The following is a 25,177-nucleotide window of genomic DNA, read 5'->3' as shown; positions in this document are numbered from 1 at the left end:
AACTCACTTTCCGATGCAGAAATCCCGGAATATGACGTCCAGCAAGTCTTCCACATCCACCCGGCCGGTGATGCGGCCCAGGGCCCGGGCGGCCAGGCGAACATCCTCCGCCGCCAGCTCCGGCAGGTCGGCCCTCAGCGCGCGGGCCAGGGCGGCGCGGCAATCCTCCAAGGCCTGGCGATGGCGGGCGCGGGTGAGGGACGGGGCGGCGCCCGGCATCAGGCGATCGCCGACGATGCGCTCCAGGGCCGCCAACAAATCCGCCAACCCCTCGCCGGTGGTGGCGGAGACGGCGATGGCGGTGCGGCCCGCCACCATGGCCGGCGCATAGGTGCACAGGTCGCGCTTGTTCAGCACCACCAGCGCGTCGCCATCCGCCAGGGCCAAGGTGGCTTCCGCCATGTCGCCGATGTTCCACGTGGAACAATCCAGCACCAACAGCTTCAGATCCGCCTTTTCAGCGCGGGCCAAGGCCCGGCGGATACCCTCCCGTTCGATCTCATCGGCGGCGTCACGCAGGCCGGCGGTGTCAGCCAGGATGACGGGGAAGCCGCCCAAATCCAAGTTCACCTCGATAACGTCGCGCGTCGTGCCGGCGGTGGAGGAGACGATGGCCGCGTCCCGCCGCGCCAGGGCGTTCAGCAGGCTGGACTTGCCGGCATTGGGCGCGCCCAGAATGGCGATGGAAAAGCCATCGCGCAGCCGCTCCCCCCGATGACCATCGGCCAGGTGGGCGCCGATCTCCTGATAGAGGCCGGTCAGGACCGGGACCACCGCCGGCGCCAGGCCATGGGGCAAATCCTCATCCGGGAAATCGATATCCGCTTCCAGATGCGCCAGTGCCCGCACCAGGCGGTGACGCCAGCCCTCGCACAGCTGCCCCAGGGCGCCTTCCATCTGGCGCAGGGCCTGACGCCGCTGGGCCGCGGTCTCGGCATCGACCAGGTCGGCAATGGCTTCCGCCTCGGTCAGGTCCAGCTTGCCGGCCTCGAAGGCACGGCGGCTGAATTCGCCCGGTTCCGCCAAACGCAATCCCTGGGCGGTCAGCGCCTCGCTGGCGGCGGCCAACACGGCGCGGCCGCCATGCAGGTGCAGTTCCACCACATCCTCGCCGGTGAAGCTGTCCGGTCCCGGGAACCACAGCACCAACGCCTGGTCGAACACTTCCCCCGCCTGGTCATGCAGCCGCGCCAACGTGGCCCGGCGGGGCGCGGGCAGGGACCGGCGTGTCAGGGCCCGCAGGGCGGTTCCCGTCGCCGGGCCCGACAGGCGGATGACCTGGACACCGCCCCGGCCGGGGGCGGAGGCCAGGGCGAAGATGGTGTCGGTGCTGTAGAAGGACATGGGCAGTAAGTCAGTCTGCGGCGGCGGCTTTGCGGGCGCGATGCGCCGGCACTTTCTCATCCGGATATAGCATCAAGCGGTCCACACGGCCGCCTTCCACCAGGTGAGTCTTCACAATTTCATCGACATCGCCGGTGGTGGCGCAGGTGTACCAGACGCCCTCCGGATAGATGACCAGCGTCGGCCCCAATTCACACCGGTCCAGGCAGCCGGCGGCGTTGACCCGCACCCTCTTGCCCAGGCCGGCCTCCTTGGCGGCGGCCTTCATGTGGTCGCGCAGGGCTTCGGAACCCTTTTCCTTGCAGCATCCCCGGGGATGGCCCGGCGCGCGCTCATTGGTGCAAAAAAAGACGTGACGGTCGAAATAGGGTGCGGGATCGGTCACTTCGCGTCCTTGCCCCCGCCCATGGCGGAGGTCATCTGGTTCCACATCATTTTCTGCATCTGCTCGAACCCCTGAATGCCGACGGGCAGCCAGGTCTTCAGCAGCGCGTCCGGATCCATGGCGGCCAGGTTGGCGCTCATGCGGTCCTGCATCTGCCGCATCAGGGCGTCCTGCATGGGCTTCACGTCCGGCAGGCCCAGGAAAGCACGGGCCTCGTCCGGGGTGCAATCAACGTCGACGGTGATTTTCATGGGAGCAGACCTTCCTGTTCGGTTGGACTCTAAAGGCGCAAGGCGGAGGGACTAACAGGGTTATACGCCCGAAATAACGCCTCTTTTTTCTGACCTTCACTGTAGCGGAGGCTACAGTGGGGGCAAAGCGGCACTGGTCCTTCAACGACCGCATCATTCTGTGGAGAGCGTGACCCCCATGGCGGCATCGGATACGACACAAGCGGCAGAAAATCTGCTGGTTCACGAGACCAGCCCCTATCTGCTGCAGCACAAGGACAACCCCGTGCACTGGCGCGCCTGGGGGCCGGAGGCCTTCGCCGAGGCCCAGGCGGCAGGCAAACCCATCCTGTTGTCCGTGGGCTATGCCGCCTGCCATTGGTGCCACGTCATGGCCCACGAGAGCTTCGAGAATGAGGCCATATCCTCCCTGATGAACGACCTGTTCATCAACATCAAGGTGGACCGGGAAGAACGGCCGGACGTGGACCAGGTCTACCAGCAGGCCCTGTCCCTGCTGGGCCAGCAGGGCGGCTGGCCCCTGACCATGTTCCTGACACCCAAGGGAGAGCCGTTCTGGGGCGGCACCTATTTCCCCCCCAGCGGCCGCTATGGCCGTCCCGGATTCCCCGACGTGCTGCAGGGCGTGGCCGAAACCTACGCACAAGATCCCGGGAAGGTCAGCCGCAACGTGAAAGCCTTAGGTGATGCACTCACCCGGCTGTCGCGCGGCAACCCGGGCGAGGCGGTCACGGTGGGCGCCCTGAACGCCGTGGCCGACCGTTTGGTGCGCGAGGTCGATCCCTTCCTGGGCGGTATCAACGGCGCCCCCAAGTTCCCCCAGCCCAGTATTTTCGACCTGTTGTGGCGCGCCCATCTGCGCACCGGGCGCACCGACCTGCGCGACGCCGTCACCACCACCCTGACCCACATGGCCAACGGCGGCATCTACGACCACCTGGCCGGTGGCTACGCCCGCTATTCCACGGACGAGCAATGGCTGGTCCCTCACTTCGAGAAGATGCTGTACGACAACGCCCAGCTGGTGGCGTTGATGGCCCAGGTGTGGCAGGGCACCCGGGACCCGCTGCTGGAGGTCCGCGTGCGAGAGACCGTAGGCTGGGTGCTGACCGAGATGAAGGTGCCCGGCGGCGCCTTCGGCGCCACCCTGGATGCCGACAGCGAGGGGGAGGAGGGCCGCTTCTACGTCTGGACCAAGGCGGAAATCGACCGCCTGCTCGGGGAGGATGCCGCGCTGTTCTGTGCCCACTATGACGTGACCGAGCTGGGCAACTGGGAAGGCCATACCATACTGAACCGGCGCACGCCCCTGGCACCGGGCAGCGCCGAGGAAAGCCGCCTGGCCCATGCCCGCGCCCGCCTGCTGAAGGCCCGGGCGCTGCGCATCCGCCCCGGCTGGGACGACAAGGTGCTGGCCGACTGGAACGGCCTGATGATCGCGGCCCTGGCCCGCGCCGGCTTCGTCTTCGAGCAGCCGGGCTGGATCGAGGCCGCCATCGACGCCTATGGCCATGTTGTAACAAGCCTGGGCCATACTGGCGGGGATGGGCTGGATCGCCTGTACCACAGCGGCCGGGGCGGCAGGGCCCGCCACGCCGGCTTGCTGGAAGACTACGCCAACATGGGGAAGGCCGCCCTGACCCTGCATGAGATCACCGGCGATGTCGCCTTCCTGGATCAGGCCGCGCGCTGGACGGACACCCTGGACCGTCATTTCTGGGATGAGGCGGACGGCGGCTATTACACCACCGCCGATGACGTGGGCGACCTGCTGGTCCGCCCGCGCAACGCCCATGACAACGCCGTGCCCGCCGGCAACGGCACCCAGTTGGGCAACCTCACCCGCCTGTGGATGCTGACCGGGCAGGACCGCTACCGCGCCCGGGCCGACACGCTGATGTCGGCCTTCAGCGGGGAACTGGGCCGCAACTTCTTCCCGCTCTCCACTTTCCTCAACATGGCCGAGACGCTGTTGAACGGCGTGCATGTCGTGCTGGTGGGCGAGGGCGACGACCTGGAGCCTTTCAACGCCATCCTGCGCATCCAGTCGCGCCCAACCCTGGTGGTCAGCCGCCTGGCGCCGGGACAAAATCTACCAGAGCCACATCCGGCGGCGGGCAAGGCCATGGTGGATGGCCGGGCCACAGCCTATGTCTGTCAGGACATGCGGTGTTCCTTGCCTGTCACCACGCCGGAAGCGCTGGCCGATCTGCTGACCGCTAGCGCTTCCAACCAGTGAAGCGTCTATAGCGTCCTAGTGACGGACGTCACGGTGACAGGCCCCCGCCCAATCGTTACTATGGGTCGATTAAGAAACGACGCGTGTTTTAACCATAAGCATTCGACAACCAAATCAAAGGGGTAGCGCAGCATGACCACCGTGACGATCAACGCCACCGATGGCGGCAGTTTCGACGCGTACCTGGCGATCCCGGCCGGCGGCAAAGGCCCGGGCCTGGTGCTCATCCAGGAAATCTTTGGCGTCAACGCCAACATGCGCGCGCTGTGCGACCATTACGCCGCCCTGGGCTACACCGCCATCTGTCCCGACCTGTTCTGGCGCCAGGAACCGGGCGTGCAGCTGACCGACCAGACCGAGGCCGAATGGCAGCGGGCATTCCAGCTTTACAACGGCTTCAGCGAAGCCAGCGGGGTGGAGGACCTGATCGCCACCGTGGACTTCCTGCGCGAGCATGAGGCGACGGGCGGCAAGGTGGGCACCCTGGGCTACTGCCTGGGCGGCAAGCTGGCCTTCCTGATGGCCACCCGGTCCGACGCCGACGCCAACGTCAGCTATTACGGCGTGGGCCTGGATGGCGCCTTGGGCGAGGTCAGCGCCATCACCAAGCCGCTGATGTTGCACACCGCCGGCAAGGACAAATTCTCCTCTGACGAGACCCGGGCCAAGGTGAACGCCGCCATCGAGGGTAACCACCTGATCATCCAGCACCTCTACCCGGAGCAGGATCACGCCTTCGCCCGCGTGGGCGGGGAGCATTACGACGCCAAGGCGGCCGACCTGGCCAACCAGCGCACCGCTACCTTCCTGAAAGAGACGCTGTCTTAACATTGTCCCTCAAGCGCCGGGCGCGGGCATCCGCCCGCTCGGCTATCCTCAGTTTTCAGTCCACCGCGTTCCCCGAAAACTTCCGGCGGACGCGGGTCGCGTCCTACAGCGGCATGAGGCGCGGTCTCATGCCGCTGATGGCTGGGCCGACCTCTCTTCCCCCGTCATAGGAGCCTCATCATGGTCCACGCCATCCGCATTCATCAGACCGGCGGTCCGGAGGTGATGAAGTGGGAGGAGGTGACGGTGGAGGAGCCTGGTCCCGGCCAGGTGCGCCTGCGCCAGACGGCCGTGGGCCTGAACTACATCGACATCTATGTCCGCACCGGCCTCTACAAGAACCCGCTGCCCCTGATCCCGGGTATGGAGGCCGCCGGCGTGGTCGAGGCCGTGGGGCCGGATGTTTACGACTTCAAGATTGGCGACCGTGTCGGCTATTGCACCGGGGGCACCGGCGGCTATGCCGAGGCGCGGCTGTACCCGGCTGAGCGCCTGATCCACCTGCCGGACGGCATCGACGACGAGACGGGTGCGGCCATGCTGTTGCAAGGCCTGACCGCGCATTATCTGCTGCACCGCACCTTCCCGGTGAAGCCGGGACAGACCATCCTGCTGCACGCCGCCGCCGGCGGGGTGGGGCTGATCGCCTGCCAGTGGGCCAAGGCCCTGGGCGCCACCGTCATCGGCACCGTCGGTTCGGACGAGAAGGCCGAACTGGCCCGCGCCCATGGCTGCGACCACACCATCGTCTACACCCGCGAGAACTTCGTGGAGCGGGTGAAGCAAATCACCGACGGCCAGGGCGTGCCGGTCGTCTACGACAGCATCGGCAAGGACACCTTCTACCAGAGCCTGGACTGTCTCAGCCGCCTGGGCACCATGGTCAGCTTCGGCAATGCCTCCGGCCCGGTGGGCGCCGTGGACATCGGCATCTTGAACACCAAGGGCTCGCTGTTCCTGACCCGTCCCTCCCTGGGCGGCTACGTCGCCACCACCAAGGAACTGCGCGACAGCGCCAACGCCCTGTTCGCCGCCGTGCTGTCCGGCAAGGTGAAGATCGACGTGCGCCAGACCTACGCCCTGAAGGACGCCGCCCAGGCCCACACCGCCCTGGAAGCCCGCCGCACCACCGGCTCCACAGTGCTGCTGCCGTAAGATCAGCCGGCGGTCGCCGCCGCCGGTTCCTCACCCGCCAGCCACAGCGGCGACTTGATGTCCTTGAGGAAGGCGGCGTGGGCCTCCAACTCCTCAGGCGAGGCGGCATGGGGACGGGGGGCGCGGAAGACGCGTGTCTCTTCCACCACCACCAGGCCGACCTCCGTCGTCTTGGCGGCCGTGGCGCCCAGCACCAGGTCGGGCTGCCGGCCACCCATCAGCTCCAGATAGACTTCGGCCAGCAGTTGGGCGTCGAGAAGCGCACCGTGGTAGGTGCGGCCGGAATTGTCGATCCCGAAGCGGCGGCACAAGGCGTCCAGGCTGGCCGGCGCGCCGGGGAAGCGCTTGCGCGCCATGGCCACGGTATCGACCGAGCGCGCCATGGGCATGGCCTTCATCCCCAGGCGCGTAAACTCCGCGTTCAGGAAGCCCATGTCGAAGCTGGCGTTGTGGATGATCAGCGGACTATCCTGGATGAAATCCAGGAAGTCGCCGGCCACGGCGGCGAACACCGGCTTATCCGAGAGGAAGGCGGCCGACAGGCCGTGCACCGCCTCCGCTTCCGCCGGCATGTCCCGCTCCGGGTTGATGTAGGCGTGCCAGCTGTTGCCGGTGGCCACGTGGTTCAGCAGTTCCACGCAGCCGATTTCCACCACGCGGTCACCGCCCAAGGCATTCACGCCGGTGGTTTCGGTATCGAGAACGATTTCACGCATGGGAACGGGCTACCTGGCTCTACGGATCGATGACGGACGGGGGCGGGGCGGCCATACCCGTCCGCGCTGCCCGGACAGCAGTGTGACGATGCCGGCCAGCCGCCGCAAGGTCAGCGCGCGGCCCAGGCCTGTGGGCACGATGAAATCCGCCCGCCGCCGCTTCTCGGCATCCGGCATCTGCCGGCGCAGAATGGCGTCCAGCTTGCCTAGGCTCATGCCCGGCCGGGCCAGCACCCGGGCGCGCTGCAGGCTGCGGGGGGCGGAGACGACAGCCACCCGGTCGCAATGCGCCTGCCCGCCGGTCTCGAACAGCAGGGGCACGTCCAGCACGGCCACCTTGGCGCCGCTGGCGGCGGCACGGCGCAGGAAACGGTCGCGCGCCTGGGCCACCAGGGGATGGACGATGGCCTCCAGCCGTTTCAGAGCCGGGGTGTTGCCCATGACTTCCGCCGACAGCAACTGCCGGTCCACCGCACCATCACGCACCACGCCGGGGAACGCCCGGCCGATGGGGCCCACCGCCGCGCCGCCCTTGGCATACAGGCGATGCACCGTGGCATCGCTGTCGTGCACGGGACAGCCCAGCCGGCGCAGCATCGCCGCCGCCGTGGATTTGCCCATGCCGATCGACCCGGTGAGGCCCAGCACAATCATCGGGGCACCGCCATGCGCTGTTCAGTCCCCGAAGACGGCGGCGTAAAGGGCGTCCGTCACCTGCGGCGCCCGGCCGAACCAGGCCTCGAACCCTGGCCGGCCCTGGTGCAGCAGCATGCCCCGGCCATCCACCGTGATATGGCCCCGGACCTTGGCCGCCGCCAACAGGGGGGTTTCCACGGGCGTATAGACGATGTCGGTCACCACGGCCCCGCGCGGCAGGGCGTTCAGCGTCAGATCCAGGGGTGGATGACCCATCATGCCCTGAGTGGTGGCGTTGGCCAGCAGCTGGGCGCCGGCCAGGGCCTCACCCCGTTCCTCCCACGCCACCGCCGTCACCGGACAGGCCACGCCTGGGCCCAGATCCGCAACCAGATCGTGCGCCCGGGCGAGCGTGCGGTTCACCAGGCGGATTTCCGGCACGCCGGCGTCGGCCAGCGCCACCACCAGCGACCGTGCGGCACCGCCCGCGCCGACAATGACCGCCGGGCCCTGGCCCGCCGTCCAGGCGGGCGCGCCGGCCCTCAGGTTCTCGAGGAAGCCAAAGCCATCGGTGTTGCGGCCCTCCAGCGTGCCGTCGGCATGGACGATGACGGTGTTGACCGCCCCCATGCGGCGGGCGGTCTGGTCCACCCGGTCCACGATGCGGAACGCCGCCTCCTTATGCGGCACCGTGACGTTGCAACCCACAAGGCCCAGCGCGGGCAGGGCGCGCAAGGCTTGATCGATACGGTCCGGCGGCACCGCCAGCGGCACGTAGGCGCCGTCGATGGCGTACTCCGCCAGCCAGTGCCCGTGCAGGCGCGGGCTGCGGCTGTGCCCCACCGGCCAGCCCATGACACCGGCCACACGCGCCCTACCGGTGATGCTCATGACGGCAACACGCCGCGCACGCGCAGGAAGCCCAGGAGGGGCAGCAGCGGCAGGCCCAGGATGGTGAAATGGTCGCCGGCCACACGGGTGAACAACTGGGCGCCCAGGGCCTCCAGCTGATAACCGCCGACGGAGGTCAGCACGGCATTGCCGGCGGCATCCAGATAGCGCTCGATAAAGTCATCGCTCAGGGCGCGCATGGTCAGCTTGGCCTGGTCGGTCTGGTGCCAGACACGGCTGTTGTTGTGGAACAGCACGGCGGTGGTCACCAAGCGGTGGGTGCGGCCGGACAGGGCGCGCAACTGCTCGGCGGCACCGGCGCGATCCTCCGGCTTGTCGAACCAACGGCCCTCGCACTCCAGCATCTGGTCGGCGCCGATGACGTAAGCGCCAGGCACCTTGGCGGCCACGCGCGACGCCTTCAGCTCCGCCAAGGCCTCCGCCGTTTCCTCCACCGTCAGGCCGCCGGCCTTGCACGACAGCTTGACCTCTTCCTCATCCACGCCGGGGCGGTGGGCCACGACCTCCAGCCCCGCGCCGCGCAGCAACGACAGGCGCGTCTGGCTGCCGGACGCCAGCACCACCGGCTGGGTCGACAGCACGGGGGTGGACGGGAAATCTTCAGACGACATGCACACTCACATTCCGGAATGGGGCGGGCGGGGGGACAGGCGCGGACCCTCCGCCGGCTCCCCCACGGGGTTGATGGGCTCGGCCCCCGCTGGACGGCGGCGGGCCAGCAGCATGAGGATCTCAGCCGCCGTCTCCTCGATGGACCGGCGGGTGACATCGATGACGGGCCAGCCCTTGCGACTGTACAGCCGCCGCGCCTCCGACAATTCCGACCGCACCTGCTCGGGATCGACGTAGCTGGTTTCCTCGCCCTGGTTCAACAGGCGCAGGCGATTGCGGCGGATCTGGATCAGCCGCTCGGGGTCCTTGGTCAGCCCCACCACCAGGGGGCGCGACACCTGGTCCAGTTCCGGCGGCAGGGGGCAGCCGGGGACAAAGGGAATGTTGGCCGCCTTGATGCCGCGGTTGGCCAGATAGATGCAGGTCGGCGTCTTGGAGGTGCGTGAGACACCCACCAGGATGACATCGGCCTGGTGCAGTTCCCACGCCGTCTGGCCGTCGTCATGGCCCAGGGCGAAGTCCATGGCGTCGATGCGGCTGAAATACTCCGCGTCCAAGGCATGCTGGCGGCCTGGCTGGCTCTGGCTTTCCAGGCCCAGGTAGGCGGCCAGCGAATTGATCAGGTGGTCCAGCACCGGCACGCAGGGGATGCCGATCTCACGGCAGGTGTCCTGCAGGCGTCGGCGCAGCCGCTCGTTCACCAGGGTGAACATGACCAGACCCGGATTATCCCGGATGCCGTCGATCACCATTTCCAGCTGCCGGTCGGTGCGGACCAGGTTCCAGAAATGCTCGATGGGCTCGACATGGTCGAACTGCGAGACGCAGGCACGCGCCACGGAATTGATGGTCTCGCCGGTGGCGTCGGACACCAGGTGCAGGTGGAATTCCTTGGTTTGGGGCGTCTGGGGCAAGGGCGTCGCTCCGGCAACGGACATATGGGTGGGCTTGGAAGAGGCGGACTAAATGCCTGTGGACTGGATGCCTGTGGACTGGATCTGGGGAAAACCGGCGAACAATCCGGGAAAAATCCGTCGTTCCGGGATCCCATTTCCTTTCCATACAGGCTTCCTGGGATCCCACGCAGAGGGAATCCCGCATCGGGATAAAGGTCCGTCACCCCTTGGAACAGCCGGGGCGATGACCGGCGCCGCCCACTTATCCCCAGGATCCCCAGACCCGACGGAATCTATAACATTCCAAGCCTCTGACCAGAAACCCCGCAGCGTCATCCACATCCTGAAGAGCCGACACGGGATCCCGCGAACGCTGTGGATGAAATACGGATGATCTTGAATTCCCGTTATCCACAGGGCCAACTACCACCCCATTCCTTTTTCAAATTAGATCAGAGTAGAAAAGGGGCCTGTGGGAAAACGTCGGGCCCGGCCGCCAGCGCGCCGGCGCCCCTATGGAGACCGCCTTGTCCCAGATCCAGCCCCAAAGCCGGCCGGACCGCCTGCTGCTGCGCACCCTGAAGGGTGAGACCGCCCCCCGTCCGCCCTTCTGGCTGATGCGCCAGGCCGGCCGCTACCTGCCCGAATACCGTGAGGTACGGGCCCAGGCCGGCGGCTTCCTGGACCTGTGCCTGAAGCCGGATCTGGCGACCGAGGTGACGCTGCAGCCCATCCGGCGCTATGGCATGGACGCCGCCATACTGTTCTCCGACATCTTGATCCTGCCGCACGCGCTGGGACAGAAGGTGTGGTTCGCGGAAGGCGAGGGGCCGCGCCTGGATCCCATCCGTGACCAGGCCGGGCTGGACCGGCTGGACATCGCCCATCTGGAAGAGCGGGCGGAACCGGTCTACGAGGCTGTCCGGCGTATCCGGGCGGCCCTGCCGGATCCGGTGACGCTCATCGGTTTCGCGGGCAGCCCCTGGACCGTCGCGACCTATATGGTCGAGGGGGCCGGCTCGAAGGAGTTCCTGCACGCCAAGGGCTGGGCCTACCGGGATCCGGCGGGATTTCAGTGCCTGATCGATTTGCTGGTCGAGACCACCGTCACCCACCTGTCCGCCCAGATCCGGGCGGGTGCGGAGGTGGTGCAGCTGTTCGACAGCTGGGCCGGCGCGCTGGCCCCGGCGGAATTCGTCCGCTGGTCCATCGCCCCCACCCGGGCCATCGTGCAGGCCCTGAAGGACAGGCATCCGGGGGTGCCCGTCATTGGCTTTCCGCGCGGGGCGGGCATCGGCATCCAGGCGTATGTGGAGCAGACAGGGGTGGACGCTGTCAGCCTGGACACGTCCGTCCCGCTGGACTGGGCCGTCAACGCCCTGCAGAGCCGCGTGCCCATCCAGGGCAACCTGGATCCGCTGGCCCTGGTGGCGGGGGGGACGGCGTTGCGCCGCGCCGCCACGGACATCCTATCGGCGCTGGGCAAGGGACCCTTCATTTTCAACCTGGGCCACGGCATCGTGCAGCAGACCCCGCCCGAGCATGTCGCGGAGCTGTCCCGCTTGATCCAGGAATGGCCGTCCTTAAATCAGGAATGATCTGCTCCATCCGATGATCCAAGGCGCGTGGCCGGCCGTATCCGCCCGCGCCGACACGACCCGCCGACCGCTACCGAGCCCCCATGAGCCCGCTGCCCCTTCCTGAGATTACGCCCCACACCCAGGCGGCGCCCAAGGCCGCCCGCGCCCGCCGCATCGCCGTCGTCCTGTTCAATCTCGGCGGGCCGGACAGGTTGGAGGCGGTGCGGCCCTTCCTCTACAACCTGTTCCGCGATCCGGCCATCATTGGCCTGCCTGCCCCTTTCCGCCAACTGGTGGCGCACCTGATTTCCAGCCGGCGAGACAAGGTCGCCCAGGGCATCTACCAGACCCTGGGCGGCGGCTCGCCCCTGCTGCCCAACACCCAGGCCCAGGCCCAGGCGCTGGAGCAGCAGTTGTGGGACGCGGGCACCGTGCGGGTGTTCGTCAGCATGCGCTATTGGCACCCCTTCAGCGACGCCGTGGCGCATGACGTGAAGGATTGGGAACCGGATGAGGTGGTGCTGCTGCCCCTCTACCCCCAGTTCTCCACCACCACCACCGCCTCCAGCCTCAAGGATTGGCAGCGGGCGGCCAAGGCGGCGGGCCTGACGGCGCCCTCACGCTCCATCTGCTGCTACCCGGATGAGCCGGGTTTCGTCGCCGCCACGGCCAAGCTGATTCGCGCCGGCCTGGAAGAGGCCGCCCCCCACGGCAAGCCGCGCGTCCTGTTCTCCGCCCATGGCCTGCCGGAGAAGGTGGTGAAAGGTGGCGACCCCTATCAGTTTCAGTGCGAACGCACGGCCCAGGCGGTGGTGAAGTCCCTGCGCATCGAGAAACTCGATTGGGTCTCCTGCTACCAGAGCCGGGTCGGCCCCATGAAGTGGATCGGCCCCTCCACGGATGAGGAGATCCGCCGCGCCGGCCAGGACAGGGTGCCGGTGGTGGTGGTGCCGATCGCCTTCGTCTCCGAACATTCCGAAACCCTGGTGGAGATCGAGCACGAGTACCGGCACCTGGCCAGGGAGGTGGGCGTCCCCCACTTCGTGCGCGTACCGGCGGTGGGCGTGGAACCGTCCTTCATCCTGGGTTTGGCCGGCCTGGTGCGCCAGGCGCTGATCCGCGCCGCCGGCGGGCCGGTGATGTGCGGCACCGGCCTGCGCCTATGCCCGGCCGGCAAAGCCGGTTGCCCGCAGCCCGCCTCGGGGGCATAAGGGGCGTCAAGACCTCAAAGACAGGGCAGGGCGCATCCCCATGTACCTCTGGATCAAGGCCATCCACGTCATCGCCGTCATCTCCTGGATGGCGGGGCTGTTCTACCTGCCGCGGCTGTTCGTCTACCACTGCGACGCGCCCGCCGGATCCGCCCAGTCCGAGACCTTCAAGGTCATGGAGCGGCGTCTGCTGCGCGTCATCATGAACCCGGCCATGATTCTGACCTGGGCCTGTGGCCTGGCCATGATCACCTTGGATCCGGGGCTGCTGAAGGGGGCCGGCTGGCTGCACGCCAAGCTGTCGCTGGTGGTGCTGATGACCGTCATGCACATGGTCATGGCCCGCTGGCGCCGCGCGTTCGCGGAGGATCGCAACATCAAATCCCCGCGCTTCTTTCGCATGGCCAACGAGGTGCCGACCCTGCTGATGATCCTGATCGTCATCCTGGTCATCGTCCGGCCGTTCTAACCGGCCGCGACGGGTGCCGTCCGTTAGCGCCCCGTTTAAGTTCCAGCGTTTACCTGGGATATTTAGTCCTAGGTCGAATGCGCCCTGGGGATCCGGGTCTTTTTGCTTTGACTTGGGCTCGGGTCCTGTACTAATCCTGGGAACAGGTCAAGGCCCGTAACGTCGGGATGATTTCGAGTCGCCCCGTCATCCGGGCGCCTGACTCGTGAGGCATCCCCGCCCCCCTCCCCGGGATGGGCGCAGCGAGGCCAATTTCCCCGAACTTCCCTTCCCGGCGTCGCCGTCCTTTTTCCCCGGTGATGCCATCCTTCCACCCTATACACCCTATTCCATGAGTCCGGGGGCCGGCGGCCAAGCCGTCGTCATCGTTCCCGGGGCTCTCGACAGGACGAAGATGAATCTCCAAGAGTTAAAGGCTAAGTCGCCCGCCGAGCTGCTGGCGTTCGCGGAAGAGCTGCAGATCGAGAACGCGGGCACCCTGCGCAAGCAGGACATGATGTTCGCCATCCTTAAGCAGCTGGCCGAAAACGACGTCCCGATCTTCGGCGAAGGCGTGCTGGAGGTTTTGCAGGACGGTTTCGGTTTCCTGCGTTCGCCCGAGAGCAACTACCTGCCGGGTCCCGACGACATCTACGTCAGCCCCAGCCAGGTGCGCCGCTTTGGTTTACGCACCGGCGACACGGTGGAAGGCCAGATCCGCTCGCCCAAGGATGGTGAGCGCTACTTCGCCCTGCTGAAGGTCGGCTCGATCAACTTCGACCACCCGGACAAGGTGCGTCACCGCATCAACTTCGACAACCTGACCCCGCTCTATCCAGAAGAGCGGCTGAAGCTGGAAATCGAGGATCCGGTCCGCAACAAGAAGGACATGACCACTCGGGTCATCGACCTGGTGGCCCCGCTGGGCAAGGGCCAGCGCGCCCTGATCGTGGCGCCGCCCCGCACCGGCAAGACGGTGATGTTGCAGAACATCGCCCACTCCATCGCCACCAACCACCCCGAGGTCTACCTCATCGTCCTGCTGATCGATGAGCGTCCGGAAGAAGTGACCGACATGGCCCGCTCCGTCCGGGGCGAGGTCATCAGCTCCACCTTCGACGAGCCGGCGACCCGCCACGTGCAGGTGACGGAGATGGTGCTGGAGAAGGCCAAGCGCCTGGTTGAGCACAAGCGCGATGTCGTCATCCTGCTGGACAGCATCACCCGTTTGGCCCGCGCCTACAACACGGTGGTGCCGTCCTCGGGCAAGGTGCTGACCGGCGGCGTGGACGCCAACGCCTTGCAGCGCCCCAAGCGCTTCTTCGGCGCCGCCCGCAACATCGAGGAAGGCGGCAGCCTGACCATCATCGCCACCGCGCTGATCGACACCGGTTCGCGCATGGACGAGGTCATCTTCGAAGAATTCAAGGGCACCGGTAACTCGGAAATCGTCTTGGACCGCAAGCTGTCGGACAAGCGCGTCTTCCCGGCCATCGACATCCAGAAGTCGGGCACCCGCAAGGAAGAGCTGCTGGTGGAAAAGGGCACCATGGCCAAGATGTGGATCCTACGCCGTATCTTGAACCCGATGGGAGCCACCGACGCGGTGGAATTCCTGATCGACAAGCTCAAGCAGAGCAAGCAGAATTCCGAATTCTTCGAGAGCATGAACCAGTAAGAAGAATTCCAGTATCGATATCATGGGCGCCATTGCTATGCGGTGGCGCCCTTTTTATTATCAGTAAAAACACTGTTTAGGAAATGAACTGGAAATTAACCAAGATCCACGGTTTTCCGTGGTTTCATCGGCTTAATTGAGAATTAGTCACATTCAATTACGTTCGATAAGAAATTTCTGCTTGCGGAACCCTTGCCGACGCTGAAAAAGGTTCAAATAGCAGAGGTTATTGGTCTATCCTTTTGGATAGAGCAACCGCGGGGGTCGTCTCACATGCGCTTACTGATTGCCGATGACCATGGTCTGGTGCGCGACGCGTTGTCTTCCCATATCGAAAGGCAGGCGCCGGGCGCGGTCGTCGTGGGGGCCGCCAGCGTGGATGAGGCCGTCGTCGCCCTGCGCCAGGACAAGGCCATCGACCTGCTGATCCTGGACCTGCGCATGCCGGGGATGAACGGACTGGACGGCCTGCAGCGCGTGCGCACCGAATTTCCCCTGCTGAAGGTGGCGCTGATGTCGGGCCTGGCCCGGCCGGATGAGATCCGGGGCGCCTTTACCCGGGGTGCCGTCGGCTTCCTGCCCAAGACCCTGAGCGCCACGGAATTGCTGTCCGCCATCCAGACCATGCTGGCGGGTGAGCGGTTCATCCCGGCCGACGTCAACACCGCCGACACGGCCGACGGCGCCAGCTTCACCCGGCGTGAGCGCGAGGTGCTGGACTATCTGCTGCAGGGCCGCTCCAACAAGGAAATCGCGCGCTCGCTGGAACTGGAAGAGGTGACGGTGAAGCTGCACGTGCGGGGCATCTGCCGCAAGCTGGGCGCCAAGAACCGCACCCAGGCGGTGATGCGCGCGGTGGAGATGGGTATTGCCAGCTGACGGCAAAGGGGATGCCGAGGGCCGGGTGGTTCCCGCCACCTTCCTGCATGACCTCAACAACCTGCTGACGGCCATCCACGGCTATTCCGCGCTGCTGGCGGCGGATCTGCCCGCCGGCGGGCAGGAACAGGACTTCGCCGCCCGTATCCTGGCCGCGGCGGAAGAGGCGCGGCAGCTGGTGGCCAGGGCGCCCCGCAAGCGTCCCGTCTCCACACTCCGGGTTCTGCTGGTCGGCGCCGCGCTGGCCCGCTTGGCCGGCGCGCTGGAGACCCTGGGCCTGGAAGTGACCGTGGCCGGGTCGGCGCGTGAGGCGCAAGGCGCGCTGAAGGCCAGCACCAGCGACTGGGATGTGGTGGCCGGCACGGCCGAAGCCCTGTCCAGCCTGGACGCCCATGGCCTGCCCCTGGCGGCCGTGCCCGCCGGCGCCGACGCCGTGACGGTGGACGCCTTGATCCGCGCGGCACGCGGCTGAAAGCCCAAAAGAAAGCCGCCCGGGCCATGGGCGCCGGGCGGCTCTCCTGGTCAACACCGGGCCTGGGATCAGGCCTGGGCCATGTCTTCCGGCTTCTCCGACGCCAGCACCTGGCGGCGGTAGAGGTCCACGAAATCCAGGGGCTGCAGCATCAGCGGCGGGAAGCCGCCATCGCGCACGGCGTCCGACACGATGGACCGGGCGAAGGGGAACAGCAGGCGCGGCGCCTCGATCAGCAGCACGGCGCGGGTCTGGTCCAGCGGCATGGGCGGCATGGAGAAGATGCCGGCGTAGGACAGCTCGACGATGAAGGCGGTGCGGCCTTCGTGGCTGGCCTCGGCACGGATGTTCAGCGCCACCTCGTGCACGTTTTCCGCCACGTTGCGGGCCTGCACGTCGACCTGCAAGTCGACCTTGGGCTGCTGGGCGTTCATCAGGCTGGCCGGGGCGTTCGGGTTCTCGAACGACAGATCCCGGACGTACTGGGCATTGACCACCAGCGGCAGCATGCCGGCGCCTTCAGTGGCGGTGGCGCCATTGCCGCCGTCTGCGCTCCCGTTGGGGGCGGCGCCGTTCAGGCTGGTCTCATCGGACATAGGTCTGGGACTCCCGGTAAAGCAAATCAGCTATTCCGCCGACGCGGACTGACGCGCGCGGGACTAGCACGGAAGCGGCCGGCCGGCAACCGGGCATTATGGCCTGGGCACTGCCCGGACCCCTTTGGAGTCCTCCGCGGTCCGCCGATGTAGCCGGCCGCCAGCCAGGCCGTTCCCGGACCGTGTGCCGGCCCGGCTGCATTGTCGCGATGACAAGGTGGCCGTTGACGCTTCCCCCGGGGCAGGCCTAAAACCAATCCCCGTGGTGATTTGCTGACCGGCTTGCAGACCACGTTAAACAAGCTGCTAAAAGGTCGGGCCGTACATAAGGTACACCGACCACATTGCACCGTGCCGGTCGCGGTTGCCTTATGATCGGAGTGACGGCCATGGGCCAGACGCCTGACAATTCCAATCCCCCGGCCACCTTGCGTCCCCGTACCCAGCTGGTGCACGGCGGTACCCGCCGCAGCGGCTTCGAGGAAACCTCCGAAGCCTTGTTCCTGACCTCGGGCTTCATCTACGGCAGCGCCGAGGAGGCCGAAGCCGCCTTCGTCAACGACGGCTCGCGCTTCGTCTATTCCCGTTTCCGCAACCCCACCGTGGCCATGCTGGAGGAACGGCTGGCCGGCTATGAGGGCTTCGCCCGCTGTATCGCCACGGCCAGCGGCATGGCGGCCGTCAACCTGGCGGTCATGGGCCTGCTGAAGGCCGGCGACCGGGTGGTGGCGCCGCACGCGCTGTTCGGGTCCTGCCTCTACATCATAAAGGATCTGGCCCCGCGCTACGGCATCCGGTGCACCCTGGTGGAGGGCACCGACCTGAAGCAGTGGGAAGAGGCGCTGTCCACCCCGGCCACCGTCGTCTTCCTGGAGAGCCCCAGCAACCCCACCATGCAGGTGGTGGACGTGGCGGCCGTGGCCGACTTGGCGCACAAGGCCGGCGCCCGCGTGGTGGTCGACAATGTCTTCGCCACCCCTGTGCTGCAGCGCCCCAAGGACATGGGCGCCGACGTGGTCGTCTATTCGGCCACCAAGCATATCGACGGCCAGGGCCGCTGCCTGGGCGGCGCCGTGCTGTGCGATGACGAGGTGGCGGCCCTGATCTCCCCCGTCCTGCGGCACACCGGCCCGTCCATGAGCCCCTTCAACGCCTGGGTGCTGCTGAAGGGCCTGGAGACGCTGGAACTGCGCGTGAACGCCCAGGCGGCCTCCGCCCTGGCGCTGGCCCAATTCCTGGAAAGCCACCCGGCGGTGGAGACGGTGCTGTACCCCGGCCTGGCCAGCCACCCGCAGCATGACCTGGCCATGCGCCAGATGAAGGCCGGCGGCACCCTGGTCACCTTCGACGTCAAGGGTGGGAAGGAGGCGGCGTTCCGCCTGCTGAACGCGTTGAAGATCATCAGGATCTCCAACAACCTGGGCGACGCCAAGAGCCTGATCACCCACAACGCCACCACCACCCACCAGCGCCTGACCGACGAGGAAAAGGCCAAGGTGGGCATCAGCCCCGGCACCCTGCGCTTTTCCGTGGGGCTGGAGGACGCGGACGATCTGCGCGACGATTTGGCCGCCGGTCTGGCCGCCGCTGCCGGCTAAATCACCATCACTACAGGTGTGGGCGGCGGCGCGGACTTGACCCCGCGCCGCCGCGACATCGGCCGGGCTATCCTCTAGCCCGGTGGCGCCTTAGACTTTGGATCGAGGGCTGGCGCCCACTTCCTTTATGGACGCGACGACGCGTTTCCCCTAATGTTGCAGCGCACCATCGCGGCGCAACATAAGGGAGCGCTCACCATGCCGGATCGGCATATCCCTTACCCCACCGCCCCGCGTCCGGCCAAAAGGGCGGGCAGGGGGCGCATCGGCATGGTCATTCCCGGCACGCCGGAGGCCATGCACCTGAAGCGGGCCCAGGTGGAACTGGACCGGGTGGCGGCCCGGGTGCATGAGACCGCCTTCGCCTCCGCCCACACCATCACCGCGCGCCTGGGCTTGCTGGCCCAGACCGGCGGCGACCCGGTGGCGTTGGGCACCAATCCCGAATTCGAACGCATGGGCCGCGAAAAGGTCGAGGCCTTCACGGACTCCGCCCTGGCCCTGGTGGGGGGCATGCGCGCCTTTCACGACGCCTGGTGGCGCTGGCGCGACCACCAGGTCGATGCGCTGGGCGAATTCGCCCGCGCCGCCTGGTCGTCCTGGCATCCCGGGGATTGGGTGACGGCGGAGCGCCGGCTGGTCACCTCCACCCTGCGCGCCGCCACCGGCGCCTTCACCCGTTTCAGCCATGCCACCAGCCGCCTGGGCGGCCTGGGCTTGGCGCCCATCCACCGCGCCGCCTCGGCCAACGCCCGCCGTTTGTCGCTGGTCCCGCGCCTGCTGCCACGCCGGGGCATGGAGGGACGGGATAAACCGGCGTGAAGCGCGTGCCCGATGACAGGGAGGGGCGCGCGTCAGGATCAAGTCAGCCTGAAGCCTGAAAACGGAACAACAAATCCGGGAGGCTGCCATGGGACATATGGGCAGGGATGGGTCCGCCGGCACATCGGGAGCCGATGACGCCGCGGTGATTGACGAAAAAGCGATTGGACCCGGAAAAGAGTCCGGGAGCAAACGGCTAGCCAAGGCATCGGGCCGCGCATGGGGTGATGCGTGGGAAAAAGTTTGTGCCATACTCCCGGTCCGTCCCGGGACCCGCGGTGCTGGTGCCCCGACCCTGGATGGCGCCCGCCCGCCCGGCTGGAACCGCCGGGCTTTGCCAGAGATTCGCCGCGCCATGTCCCCTGTCGCCAAAACCGCCCCGATCCCGCTGGATGAAACCGCCTTGCCGGAGGCGCTGCCCACGGCCGAGGCGCTGACCACCCGCATGGCCAACCTGGCGGATGGCGACCTGCGGCCGGACGCCCTGCGCGCCGGCATCCTGGCCCTGATGCGGCAAACGTTGGACCAGGGCCGTGCCCTCATCCGCCGTCGGCTGGAAAATGGCGGCCGGGGAGAGGTCTGCCTGCGCGAGGCCACGGCCTTGACCGACGCCATCGTCGTGTCGCTGGCCGACTTCGCCCTGCATCGCGTCTTCCCCACCGCCGGCCCGACGCGCGGTGAGCAGTTCGCCGTGGTGGCCACCGGCGGTTACGGCCGCAAGGAGATGGCGCCCTTCTCCGATGTCGACCTGTTATTCCTTCTGCCCTACAAGCGCACGCCGCGCATCGAGCAGGTGGTGGAATACGTCCTCTACCTGCTGTGGGACATGGGCCTGAAGGTCGGCCATGCCGTGCGTTCGGTGGATGAATGTGTGCGCCAGGCCCTGGGCGACATCACCATCCGCACCAGCCTGCTGGAGGCCCGCTTCCTCTATGGCGACGACAAGCTGTACGCGGAGTTCCGCAAGCGTTTCACCAAGGAGGTGGTGGCCAACACCGGTCCCGCCTTCATCGAGGCCAAGCTGGCCGAGCGCGACAGCCGCCACCTGAAGTTCTGTGACAGCCGCTATGTGCTGGAACCGAACGTGAAGGAGGGCAAGGGCGGCCTGCGCGACCTGCAGACCCTGTTCTGGATCGCCAAGTACGTCTACCAGGTCGACAAGGTGAAGGATCTGGTGGCCAACGGCGTGCTGCTGGCTGAGGAGGCGCAGCGCTTCGCCAAGGCGCAGAACTTCCTGTGGACCTGCCGCTGCCACCTGCACTACCTGACCGGCCGGGGTGAGGACCGCCTGACCTTCGACGTGCAGGGCGAGATGGCGCGGCGGCTGGGCTACACCGACCACGCCGGCACCAGCGATGTCGAGCGCTTCATGAAGCACTATTTCCTGATGGCCAAGGACGTGGGGGATCTCACCCGCATCCTGTGCGCCACCCTGGAACAGGAAAGCCAGCGGCCGCCCCGCTTCGCCTTCCTGCGGCGCGTGAAGCCCAGCGAGCTGGAAGGCTTCGTCATCGACAACGGCCGCCTCAGCATCCGTGACGAGCGGCATTTCCGCGACAAGCCGGTGGACATGGTGCGCCTGTTCCGCGTGGCGCAATGGCATAACCTGGACATCCACCCCAAGGCGCTGCGGGCGCTCGCGCGCTCCATCTCCGCCCTGGGCCCCAAGGTGCGCAACGATCCGGAGGCCAATCGGCTGTTCCTGGAAATCCTGGGCTCGCGCAAGGATCCCGAGGTCACGCTGCGCCGCATGAACGAGGCCGGGGTGCTGGGCCGCTTCCTGCCGGATTTCGGCCGGGTCGTGGCGCAGATGCAATACGACATGTACCACATGTTCACGGTGGACGAGCACACGCTGTTCGCCATGGGCATCCTGCACGACATCGAAAAGGGCAACCTGAAGGACGAGGTGCCGCTGGCCTGCGAGGTCATCCACACCCTCAGTTCCAAGCGCGCGCTGTCGGTGGCCCTGCTGCTGCACGACGTGGCCAAGGGCCGGGGCGGCGACCATTCCATCCTGGGCGCCAAGGTGGCGGAAAAACTGTGCCCGCGCCTGGGCATGACGGAGGAGGAGACGGAGACGGTGGCCTGGCTGGTGCGCCAGCACCTGACCATGTCCATCGTCGCCTTCAAGCGCGACCTGGATGACGAGAAGACCATCCGCGACTTCGTCGACATCGTGAAGTCACCGGAACGCCTGAAGCTGCTGCTGGTCCTGACCGTGGCCGACATCCGCGCCGTGGGCCCCGGCCGCTGGAACAATTGGAAGGCCACGCTGCTGCGCCAGCTGTACTGGCGGGCGGAGGAAATGATGTCCGGCGGCGTCGTTGGCGCCGATGGGCGCGAGGCGCGCATCATCAATGCGCAAGGCGCGTTGCGCGCCCAGTTGCCCGACTGGGCCCCGGCCGATGTCGACCACCATCTGGCGCTGGGCTACCCCAACTACTGGCTGGCCTTCGACCCGCCCACCCTGGCCCAGCACGCCCGCCTGATCCATGAGGCGGAATCCGGGCAGGCGCCGCTGACCATCGAGACTCGCTACGACCCCGGCCGCTCGGTGACCGAGGTGACGATCTACACCGCCGACCATGCCGGCCTGTTCTCCCGCCTGGCGGGGGCCATGGCGCTGGCCGGCGGCGACATCGTCGACGCCCGCATCACCACCATGACCAACGGCATGGCGCTGGATGTCTTCTCCCTGCAGGGGGCGGGCCCCAGCGGCGCCCGCTTCGACAGCGGGGAAAAGCGCACGCGGCTTAAGTCCTCGGTGGAAAAGGCGCTGGCCGGCGACATCAAGCTGGCGCCGGAACTGGCCAAGCGCGCCTCGCCCCTGCCGTCGCGCACCCGCGTGTTCCGCGTGCCGCCGCGCGTGCTGGTCGATAACAAGGCCAGCGCCGGCTACACCGTCATCGAGGTCAATGGTCGCGACCGGCCGGGCCTGCTGTATGACCTGACCCGGGCGCTGACAGCGCTGAACCTGCAGATCGCCTCGGCCAAGATCTCGACCTATGGCAACGCGGCGGTCGATGTGTTCTATGTGAAGGACATCTTCGGTTTGAAGGTGGCGCACGAGGCCAAGCTGACCCAGATTCGCAAGGAACTGCTGGCTGTGCTGGACGACCCCGATCCGGCGGCGGAACAACCCAAGGCCAAGCCGGCCGCCCGGCGCCGCACCGCGGCGGCGGCGGAGTGAGCGCCGGGCGCTTGAGAACACACGAACAACACTGGTGTGGGCCCACGTTTTCGGATAATGCGCGAGCACTATGAGCTTCGCACGCGCTACCGCCACCGTCGGCGGCCTCACCCTCATCTCCCGCGTCGGCGGGTTTATTCGTGACCTGCTGACCGCCTGGGTGCTGGGGGCGGGGGTGTCGGCCGACATCTTCATCGTGGCGCAGCGCCTGCCCAACTACTTCCGTTCCATGTTTGCGGAAGGGGCCTTCACCGTCAGCTTCGTGCCCATGTACTCGGCCGACCTGAAGGCGCGGGGGCGGGGGCCGGCGGACCAGTTCGCCGACCAGGCCTTATCCTTCATGGTGCTGGTGCTGCTGCCCATCACCGCCCTGGTGATGATGGCCATGCCCTGGGTGATGCTGGGCTTGGCCAGCGGGTACGCCGACCAGCCGGAACACTTTTCCCGGTTGGTGGAGCTGGGGCGCATCACCTTCCCCTACCTCATGTTCATCTCCATCACCGCCCTGCAGACCGGCGTGCTGAACGCGCTGGGCCGGTTCGCGCCGGGGGCGGCGGCGCCCATCGCCTTCAACATCTGCATGATCGCGGCCTTGGGCTGCACCGTCTGGCTGCACCTTGAGGCCAATTTGGGCCAGGCCTGGGGCCTGACCATTTCGGGCATGGTGCAGATGATCTGGCTGGCGGTGTCCTGCCACCGGGCGGGGGTGGCGCTGCGCATCACCTGGCCACGTCTGACGCCGGATCTGAAGCGCCTGTTCCGCCAGATGGTGCCGGGCGCCATCAGCGCCAGCGTCATCCAGATCAACCTGATCATCGGCACCCATGTGGCCTCGCTGCTGCCCTCGGGGTCCATCTCCTACCTTTATTATGCCGACCGCCTGAACCAGCTGCCGCTGGGGGTCATCGGCATCGCCATCGGCACGGCCCTGCTGCCCACCCTGTCCCGCCATGTCCAGGCTGGGGAGCGGGACGCCATCGACCACCATGTCAGCCGGGGCATCGAGTTCGGTCTGCTGCTGGCCCTGCCGGCGGCCTTCGCCCTGGGTCTGGTGCCGGAGCCCATCTACAAGGCGCTGTTCCATGGTGGCCGCTTCGGCCTGGCGGAGGCGCACCAGACCGCCCTGGCCCTGGCCGTCTACGCCCCCGGCATCCCGGCCTATGTCGCCTCCAAGGTGCTGACGGCCATTTATTTCGCCCACCAGGACACGCGCACCCCCATGCGCATCGCCATCGCCACCCTGGCGGGCAACATGGTCCTGGCCACGGTGCTGGCGCTTTACACGCCGCTGGCCCATGTAGGCATCGCGCTGGCCAGCACCATCACCGCCTGGGGCAACATCAGCCTGCTGGCCCTGTCGCTGGCCCGGCGCGGCTGGCTGCGGCTGGACCGCCAGCTGCTGACCCGGGCGCCGCGCATCCTGGCGGCCAGCCTGGTCATGGCGGGCTGCCTTATCCCCCTGGCGACGGCACTGGATCCGTATTTCGTGGACAGCGTCTGGGTGCGCGTGCCGGCGCTGGCGGGGCTGGTGACGGCGGGGCTGGTGACCTACGGCGTCGCGGTGGTGGCCTTGCGGGGCGTGGTGGTCACCGACTTCCTGGCGCGCCTGCGGCGTAGACGCAAGTGAGGGCGCGGAAGTGAGGGGAGCCCCGGCCTGGCTTGACCGCCAGGGGGCCGGGGCCCTACTTTCGCCATCCGGTTTTATCTTCCTGCCAAGGCCATATCCATGAACCGCATCTTCTCCGGCATGCAGCCGACCCGCCTGCTCCATCTCGGCAATTACCTGGGCGCGCTGCGGAACTGGGTGGCCTTGCAGGACCAGTACGAATGCATCTTCTGCGTCGTTGATTTGCACGCCCTGACCCTGCCGCAGGACGCGCCGACGCTGACCAAGAACATCCGCGCCGTGGCCGCGGCCTACATCGCCGCCGGCATCGATCCCGACCGCAACCTGATCTACAACCAGTCGGCCGTGTCGGGTCATTCCGAACTGGCCTGGATCTTCTCCTGCCACACCCCCATGGGCTGGCTGAACCGCATGACCCAGTTCAAGGAGAAGGCGGGCAAGCAGAAGGACATGGCGGCCCTGGGCCTCTACGCCTATCCTGTGCTGATGGCCGCCGACATCCTGCTGTACAAGGCGACCCACGTGCCGGTGGGCGAGGACCAGAAGCAGCACCTGGAACTGGCCCGCGACATTGCCGGCGCCTTCAACCGGTTCTATGAGAAGGACGTGTTCCCCCTGCCGGAACCGCAGATCCTGGGCGAGGCGACCCGGGTGATGAGCCTGCGCGACGGCACCAAGAAGATGAGCAAGTCGGACGAGTCCGATTACAGCCGCATCAACCTGACGGACGACGCCGACGCCATCGCCCTGAAGATCCGCAAGGCCAAGACCGATCCGGAACCGTTGCCGGCCACGCTGGAGGAATTGGCCAAGCGGGCCGAGGCCGACAACCTGGTCACCATCTACGCGGCGCTGGAGAACATCTCCAAGCAGGATGCCCTGTCCCGCCACGCCGGCGCCACCTTCTCCGCCTTCAAGGCCGATCTGTGCGACCTGGCGGTGGCCAAGCTGTCGCCCATCACCGACAAGATGAACCAGCTGCTGGCCGACCCGGCCGAGCTGGACCGGATCCTGCGCAAGGGGGCCGACAAGGCCAACGAGATCGCGGCCCGGACCATGGCCGAGGTGAAGGACATCGTGGGCCTGCTGCGGCCCTGAG

General features: G+C 67.2%; 23 protein-coding genes and 1 riboswitch. Of the genes, 14 read left to right on the top strand and 9 right to left on the bottom strand.

Going from position 1 to position 25,177, the window contains the following annotated elements; translation table 11 throughout:
* Positions 1 to 3: 3 nt before the first annotated feature.
* The 3 genes from mnmE to FBZ89_RS05865 are packed head-to-tail and all read right to left on the bottom strand — an operon-like array spanning position 4 to position 1,980.
* Positions 4 to 1,344: a tRNA uridine-5-carboxymethylaminomethyl(34) synthesis GTPase MnmE gene (gene mnmE, locus FBZ89_RS05875; protein WP_145749097.1), complete on the bottom strand. Its 1,341-nt coding sequence runs from the start codon at positions 1,342 to 1,344 to the stop codon at positions 4 to 6.
* Between the two features lie 10 nt (positions 1,345 to 1,354).
* Positions 1,355 to 1,729, bottom strand: a complete 375-nt coding sequence (locus FBZ89_RS05870) for a (2Fe-2S) ferredoxin domain-containing protein (RefSeq protein ID WP_040843427.1) — start codon at positions 1,727 to 1,729, stop codon at positions 1,355 to 1,357.
* Entirely contained in the window at positions 1,726 to 1,980 is a 255-nt protein-coding gene (locus tag FBZ89_RS05865; protein ID WP_145749096.1) for a DUF6489 family protein, read from the bottom strand. Before FBZ89_RS05865 ends, FBZ89_RS05870 begins: the two co-directional genes overlap by 4 nt.
* 178 nt (positions 1,981 to 2,158) lie before the next feature.
* Between FBZ89_RS05865 and FBZ89_RS05860 the strand changes: the two genes are divergently transcribed.
* The 3 genes from FBZ89_RS05860 to FBZ89_RS05850 all read left to right on the top strand — a co-directional run bounded on the left by FBZ89_RS05860 (position 2,159) and on the right by FBZ89_RS05850 (position 6,202).
* The gene (locus FBZ89_RS05860; protein ID WP_145749095.1) at positions 2,159 to 4,219 is read left to right on the top strand and encodes a thioredoxin domain-containing protein; all 2,061 of its coding nucleotides are present in this window, start codon (positions 2,159 to 2,161) and stop codon (positions 4,217 to 4,219) included.
* A 132-nt stretch (positions 4,220 to 4,351) separates the two neighbouring features.
* Complete coding sequence (locus FBZ89_RS05855; protein ID WP_145749094.1) at positions 4,352 to 5,047, top strand: dienelactone hydrolase family protein; 696 nt, start codon at positions 4,352 to 4,354, stop codon at positions 5,045 to 5,047.
* Positions 5,048 to 5,227: 180 nt separating this feature from the next.
* Positions 5,228 to 6,202: a quinone oxidoreductase family protein gene (locus tag FBZ89_RS05850; protein ID WP_145749093.1), complete on the top strand. Its 975-nt coding sequence runs from the start codon at positions 5,228 to 5,230 to the stop codon at positions 6,200 to 6,202.
* A 2-nt stretch (positions 6,203 to 6,204) separates the two neighbouring features.
* On the opposite strand, the gene dnaQ is transcribed toward FBZ89_RS05850, so the two are convergent.
* The 5 genes from dnaQ to FBZ89_RS05825 are packed head-to-tail and all read right to left on the bottom strand — an operon-like array spanning position 6,205 to position 10,016.
* Positions 6,205 to 6,918 carry a DNA polymerase III subunit epsilon gene (gene dnaQ, locus FBZ89_RS05845; protein ID WP_145749092.1) on the bottom strand — a complete coding sequence of 238 codons (714 nt, stop codon included), beginning with the start codon at positions 6,916 to 6,918 and terminating at the stop codon, positions 6,205 to 6,207.
* A gap of 9 nt (positions 6,919 to 6,927) precedes the next feature.
* The gene (gene coaE, locus FBZ89_RS05840) at positions 6,928 to 7,572 is read right to left on the bottom strand and encodes a dephospho-CoA kinase (RefSeq protein ID WP_145749091.1); all 645 of its coding nucleotides are present in this window, start codon (positions 7,570 to 7,572) and stop codon (positions 6,928 to 6,930) included.
* Between the two features lie 21 nt (positions 7,573 to 7,593).
* Positions 7,594 to 8,445 carry a shikimate dehydrogenase gene (locus FBZ89_RS05835; RefSeq protein ID WP_145749090.1) on the bottom strand — a complete coding sequence of 284 codons (852 nt, stop codon included), beginning with the start codon at positions 8,443 to 8,445 and terminating at the stop codon, positions 7,594 to 7,596.
* On the bottom strand, positions 8,442 to 9,077 hold the full coding sequence (locus FBZ89_RS05830; protein WP_145749089.1) for a Maf family protein: 636 nt from the start codon (positions 9,075 to 9,077) through the stop codon (positions 8,442 to 8,444). The genes FBZ89_RS05835 and FBZ89_RS05830 overlap by 4 nt, the downstream gene beginning before the upstream one ends.
* Positions 9,078 to 9,083: 6 nt before the next feature.
* Positions 9,084 to 10,016 carry a pyruvate, water dikinase regulatory protein gene (locus tag FBZ89_RS05825; protein WP_050897886.1) on the bottom strand — a complete coding sequence of 311 codons (933 nt, stop codon included), beginning with the start codon at positions 10,014 to 10,016 and terminating at the stop codon, positions 9,084 to 9,086.
* A 494-nt stretch (positions 10,017 to 10,510) separates the two neighbouring features.
* Between FBZ89_RS05825 and hemE the strand changes: the two genes are divergently transcribed.
* The 6 genes from hemE to FBZ89_RS05795 all read left to right on the top strand — a co-directional run bounded on the left by hemE (position 10,511) and on the right by FBZ89_RS05795 (position 16,242).
* Positions 10,511 to 11,572, top strand: a complete 1,062-nt coding sequence (gene hemE / locus FBZ89_RS05820; RefSeq protein ID WP_425465952.1) for a uroporphyrinogen decarboxylase — start codon at positions 10,511 to 10,513, stop codon at positions 11,570 to 11,572.
* Positions 11,573 to 11,655: 83 nt separating this feature from the next.
* The gene (gene hemH / locus FBZ89_RS05815) at positions 11,656 to 12,765 is read left to right on the top strand and encodes a ferrochelatase (RefSeq protein WP_145749087.1); all 1,110 of its coding nucleotides are present in this window, start codon (positions 11,656 to 11,658) and stop codon (positions 12,763 to 12,765) included.
* A gap of 40 nt (positions 12,766 to 12,805) precedes the next feature.
* The gene (gene hemJ, locus FBZ89_RS05810; RefSeq protein WP_145749086.1) at positions 12,806 to 13,234 is read left to right on the top strand and encodes a protoporphyrinogen oxidase HemJ; all 429 of its coding nucleotides are present in this window, start codon (positions 12,806 to 12,808) and stop codon (positions 13,232 to 13,234) included.
* 394 nt (positions 13,235 to 13,628) lie between these two features.
* Complete coding sequence (gene rho, locus FBZ89_RS05805; protein WP_004271485.1) at positions 13,629 to 14,891, top strand: transcription termination factor Rho; 1,263 nt, start codon at positions 13,629 to 13,631, stop codon at positions 14,889 to 14,891.
* A gap of 273 nt (positions 14,892 to 15,164) precedes the next feature.
* On the top strand, positions 15,165 to 15,770 hold the full coding sequence (locus tag FBZ89_RS05800; protein WP_088870425.1) for a response regulator: 606 nt from the start codon (positions 15,165 to 15,167) through the stop codon (positions 15,768 to 15,770).
* Positions 15,760 to 16,242 (top strand): hypothetical protein, encoded by a 483-nt coding sequence (locus tag FBZ89_RS05795; RefSeq protein ID WP_145749085.1) that lies wholly within the window; start codon positions 15,760 to 15,762, stop codon positions 16,240 to 16,242. Before FBZ89_RS05800 ends, FBZ89_RS05795 begins: the two co-directional genes overlap by 11 nt.
* Positions 16,243 to 16,310: 68 nt before the next feature.
* Here FBZ89_RS05795 and secB read toward each other — a convergent pair whose 3' ends face one another.
* Positions 16,311 to 16,838, bottom strand: a complete 528-nt coding sequence (secB, locus tag FBZ89_RS05790) for a protein-export chaperone SecB (protein WP_211115122.1) — start codon at positions 16,836 to 16,838, stop codon at positions 16,311 to 16,313.
* 252 nt (positions 16,839 to 17,090) lie between these two features.
* Positions 17,091 to 17,168, top strand: a riboswitch (SAM riboswitch).
* 59 nt (positions 17,169 to 17,227) lie between these two features.
* Here secB and metZ point away from each other — a divergent pair.
* The 5 genes from metZ to trpS all read left to right on the top strand — a co-directional run bounded on the left by metZ (position 17,228) and on the right by trpS (position 25,176).
* On the top strand, positions 17,228 to 18,436 hold the full coding sequence (gene metZ / locus FBZ89_RS05785; RefSeq protein WP_145749084.1) for an O-succinylhomoserine sulfhydrylase: 1,209 nt from the start codon (positions 17,228 to 17,230) through the stop codon (positions 18,434 to 18,436).
* A 198-nt stretch (positions 18,437 to 18,634) separates the two neighbouring features.
* Positions 18,635 to 19,258: a hypothetical protein gene (locus tag FBZ89_RS05780; RefSeq protein WP_145749083.1), complete on the top strand. Its 624-nt coding sequence runs from the start codon at positions 18,635 to 18,637 to the stop codon at positions 19,256 to 19,258.
* A gap of 355 nt (positions 19,259 to 19,613) precedes the next feature.
* Complete coding sequence (locus FBZ89_RS05775; protein ID WP_145749082.1) at positions 19,614 to 22,451, top strand: [protein-PII] uridylyltransferase; 2,838 nt, start codon at positions 19,614 to 19,616, stop codon at positions 22,449 to 22,451.
* Positions 22,452 to 22,521: 70 nt separating this feature from the next.
* On the top strand, positions 22,522 to 24,078 hold the full coding sequence (gene murJ / locus FBZ89_RS05770) for a murein biosynthesis integral membrane protein MurJ (protein ID WP_145749081.1): 1,557 nt from the start codon (positions 22,522 to 22,524) through the stop codon (positions 24,076 to 24,078).
* A 99-nt stretch (positions 24,079 to 24,177) separates the two neighbouring features.
* Positions 24,178 to 25,176 carry a tryptophan--tRNA ligase gene (gene trpS / locus FBZ89_RS05765; RefSeq protein ID WP_004271489.1) on the top strand — a complete coding sequence of 333 codons (999 nt, stop codon included), beginning with the start codon at positions 24,178 to 24,180 and terminating at the stop codon, positions 25,174 to 25,176.
* The last annotated feature ends 1 nt before the right edge of the window (position 25,177 follow it).

This window comes from Nitrospirillum amazonense (assembly GCF_007828045.1).
In the GTDB taxonomy this organism is placed as follows: domain Bacteria; phylum Pseudomonadota; class Alphaproteobacteria; order Azospirillales; family Azospirillaceae; genus Nitrospirillum; species Nitrospirillum amazonense_C.
The sequence above is the reverse complement of the archived record's forward strand: the minus strand, read 5'-3'. Positions and strand labels throughout refer to the sequence as shown.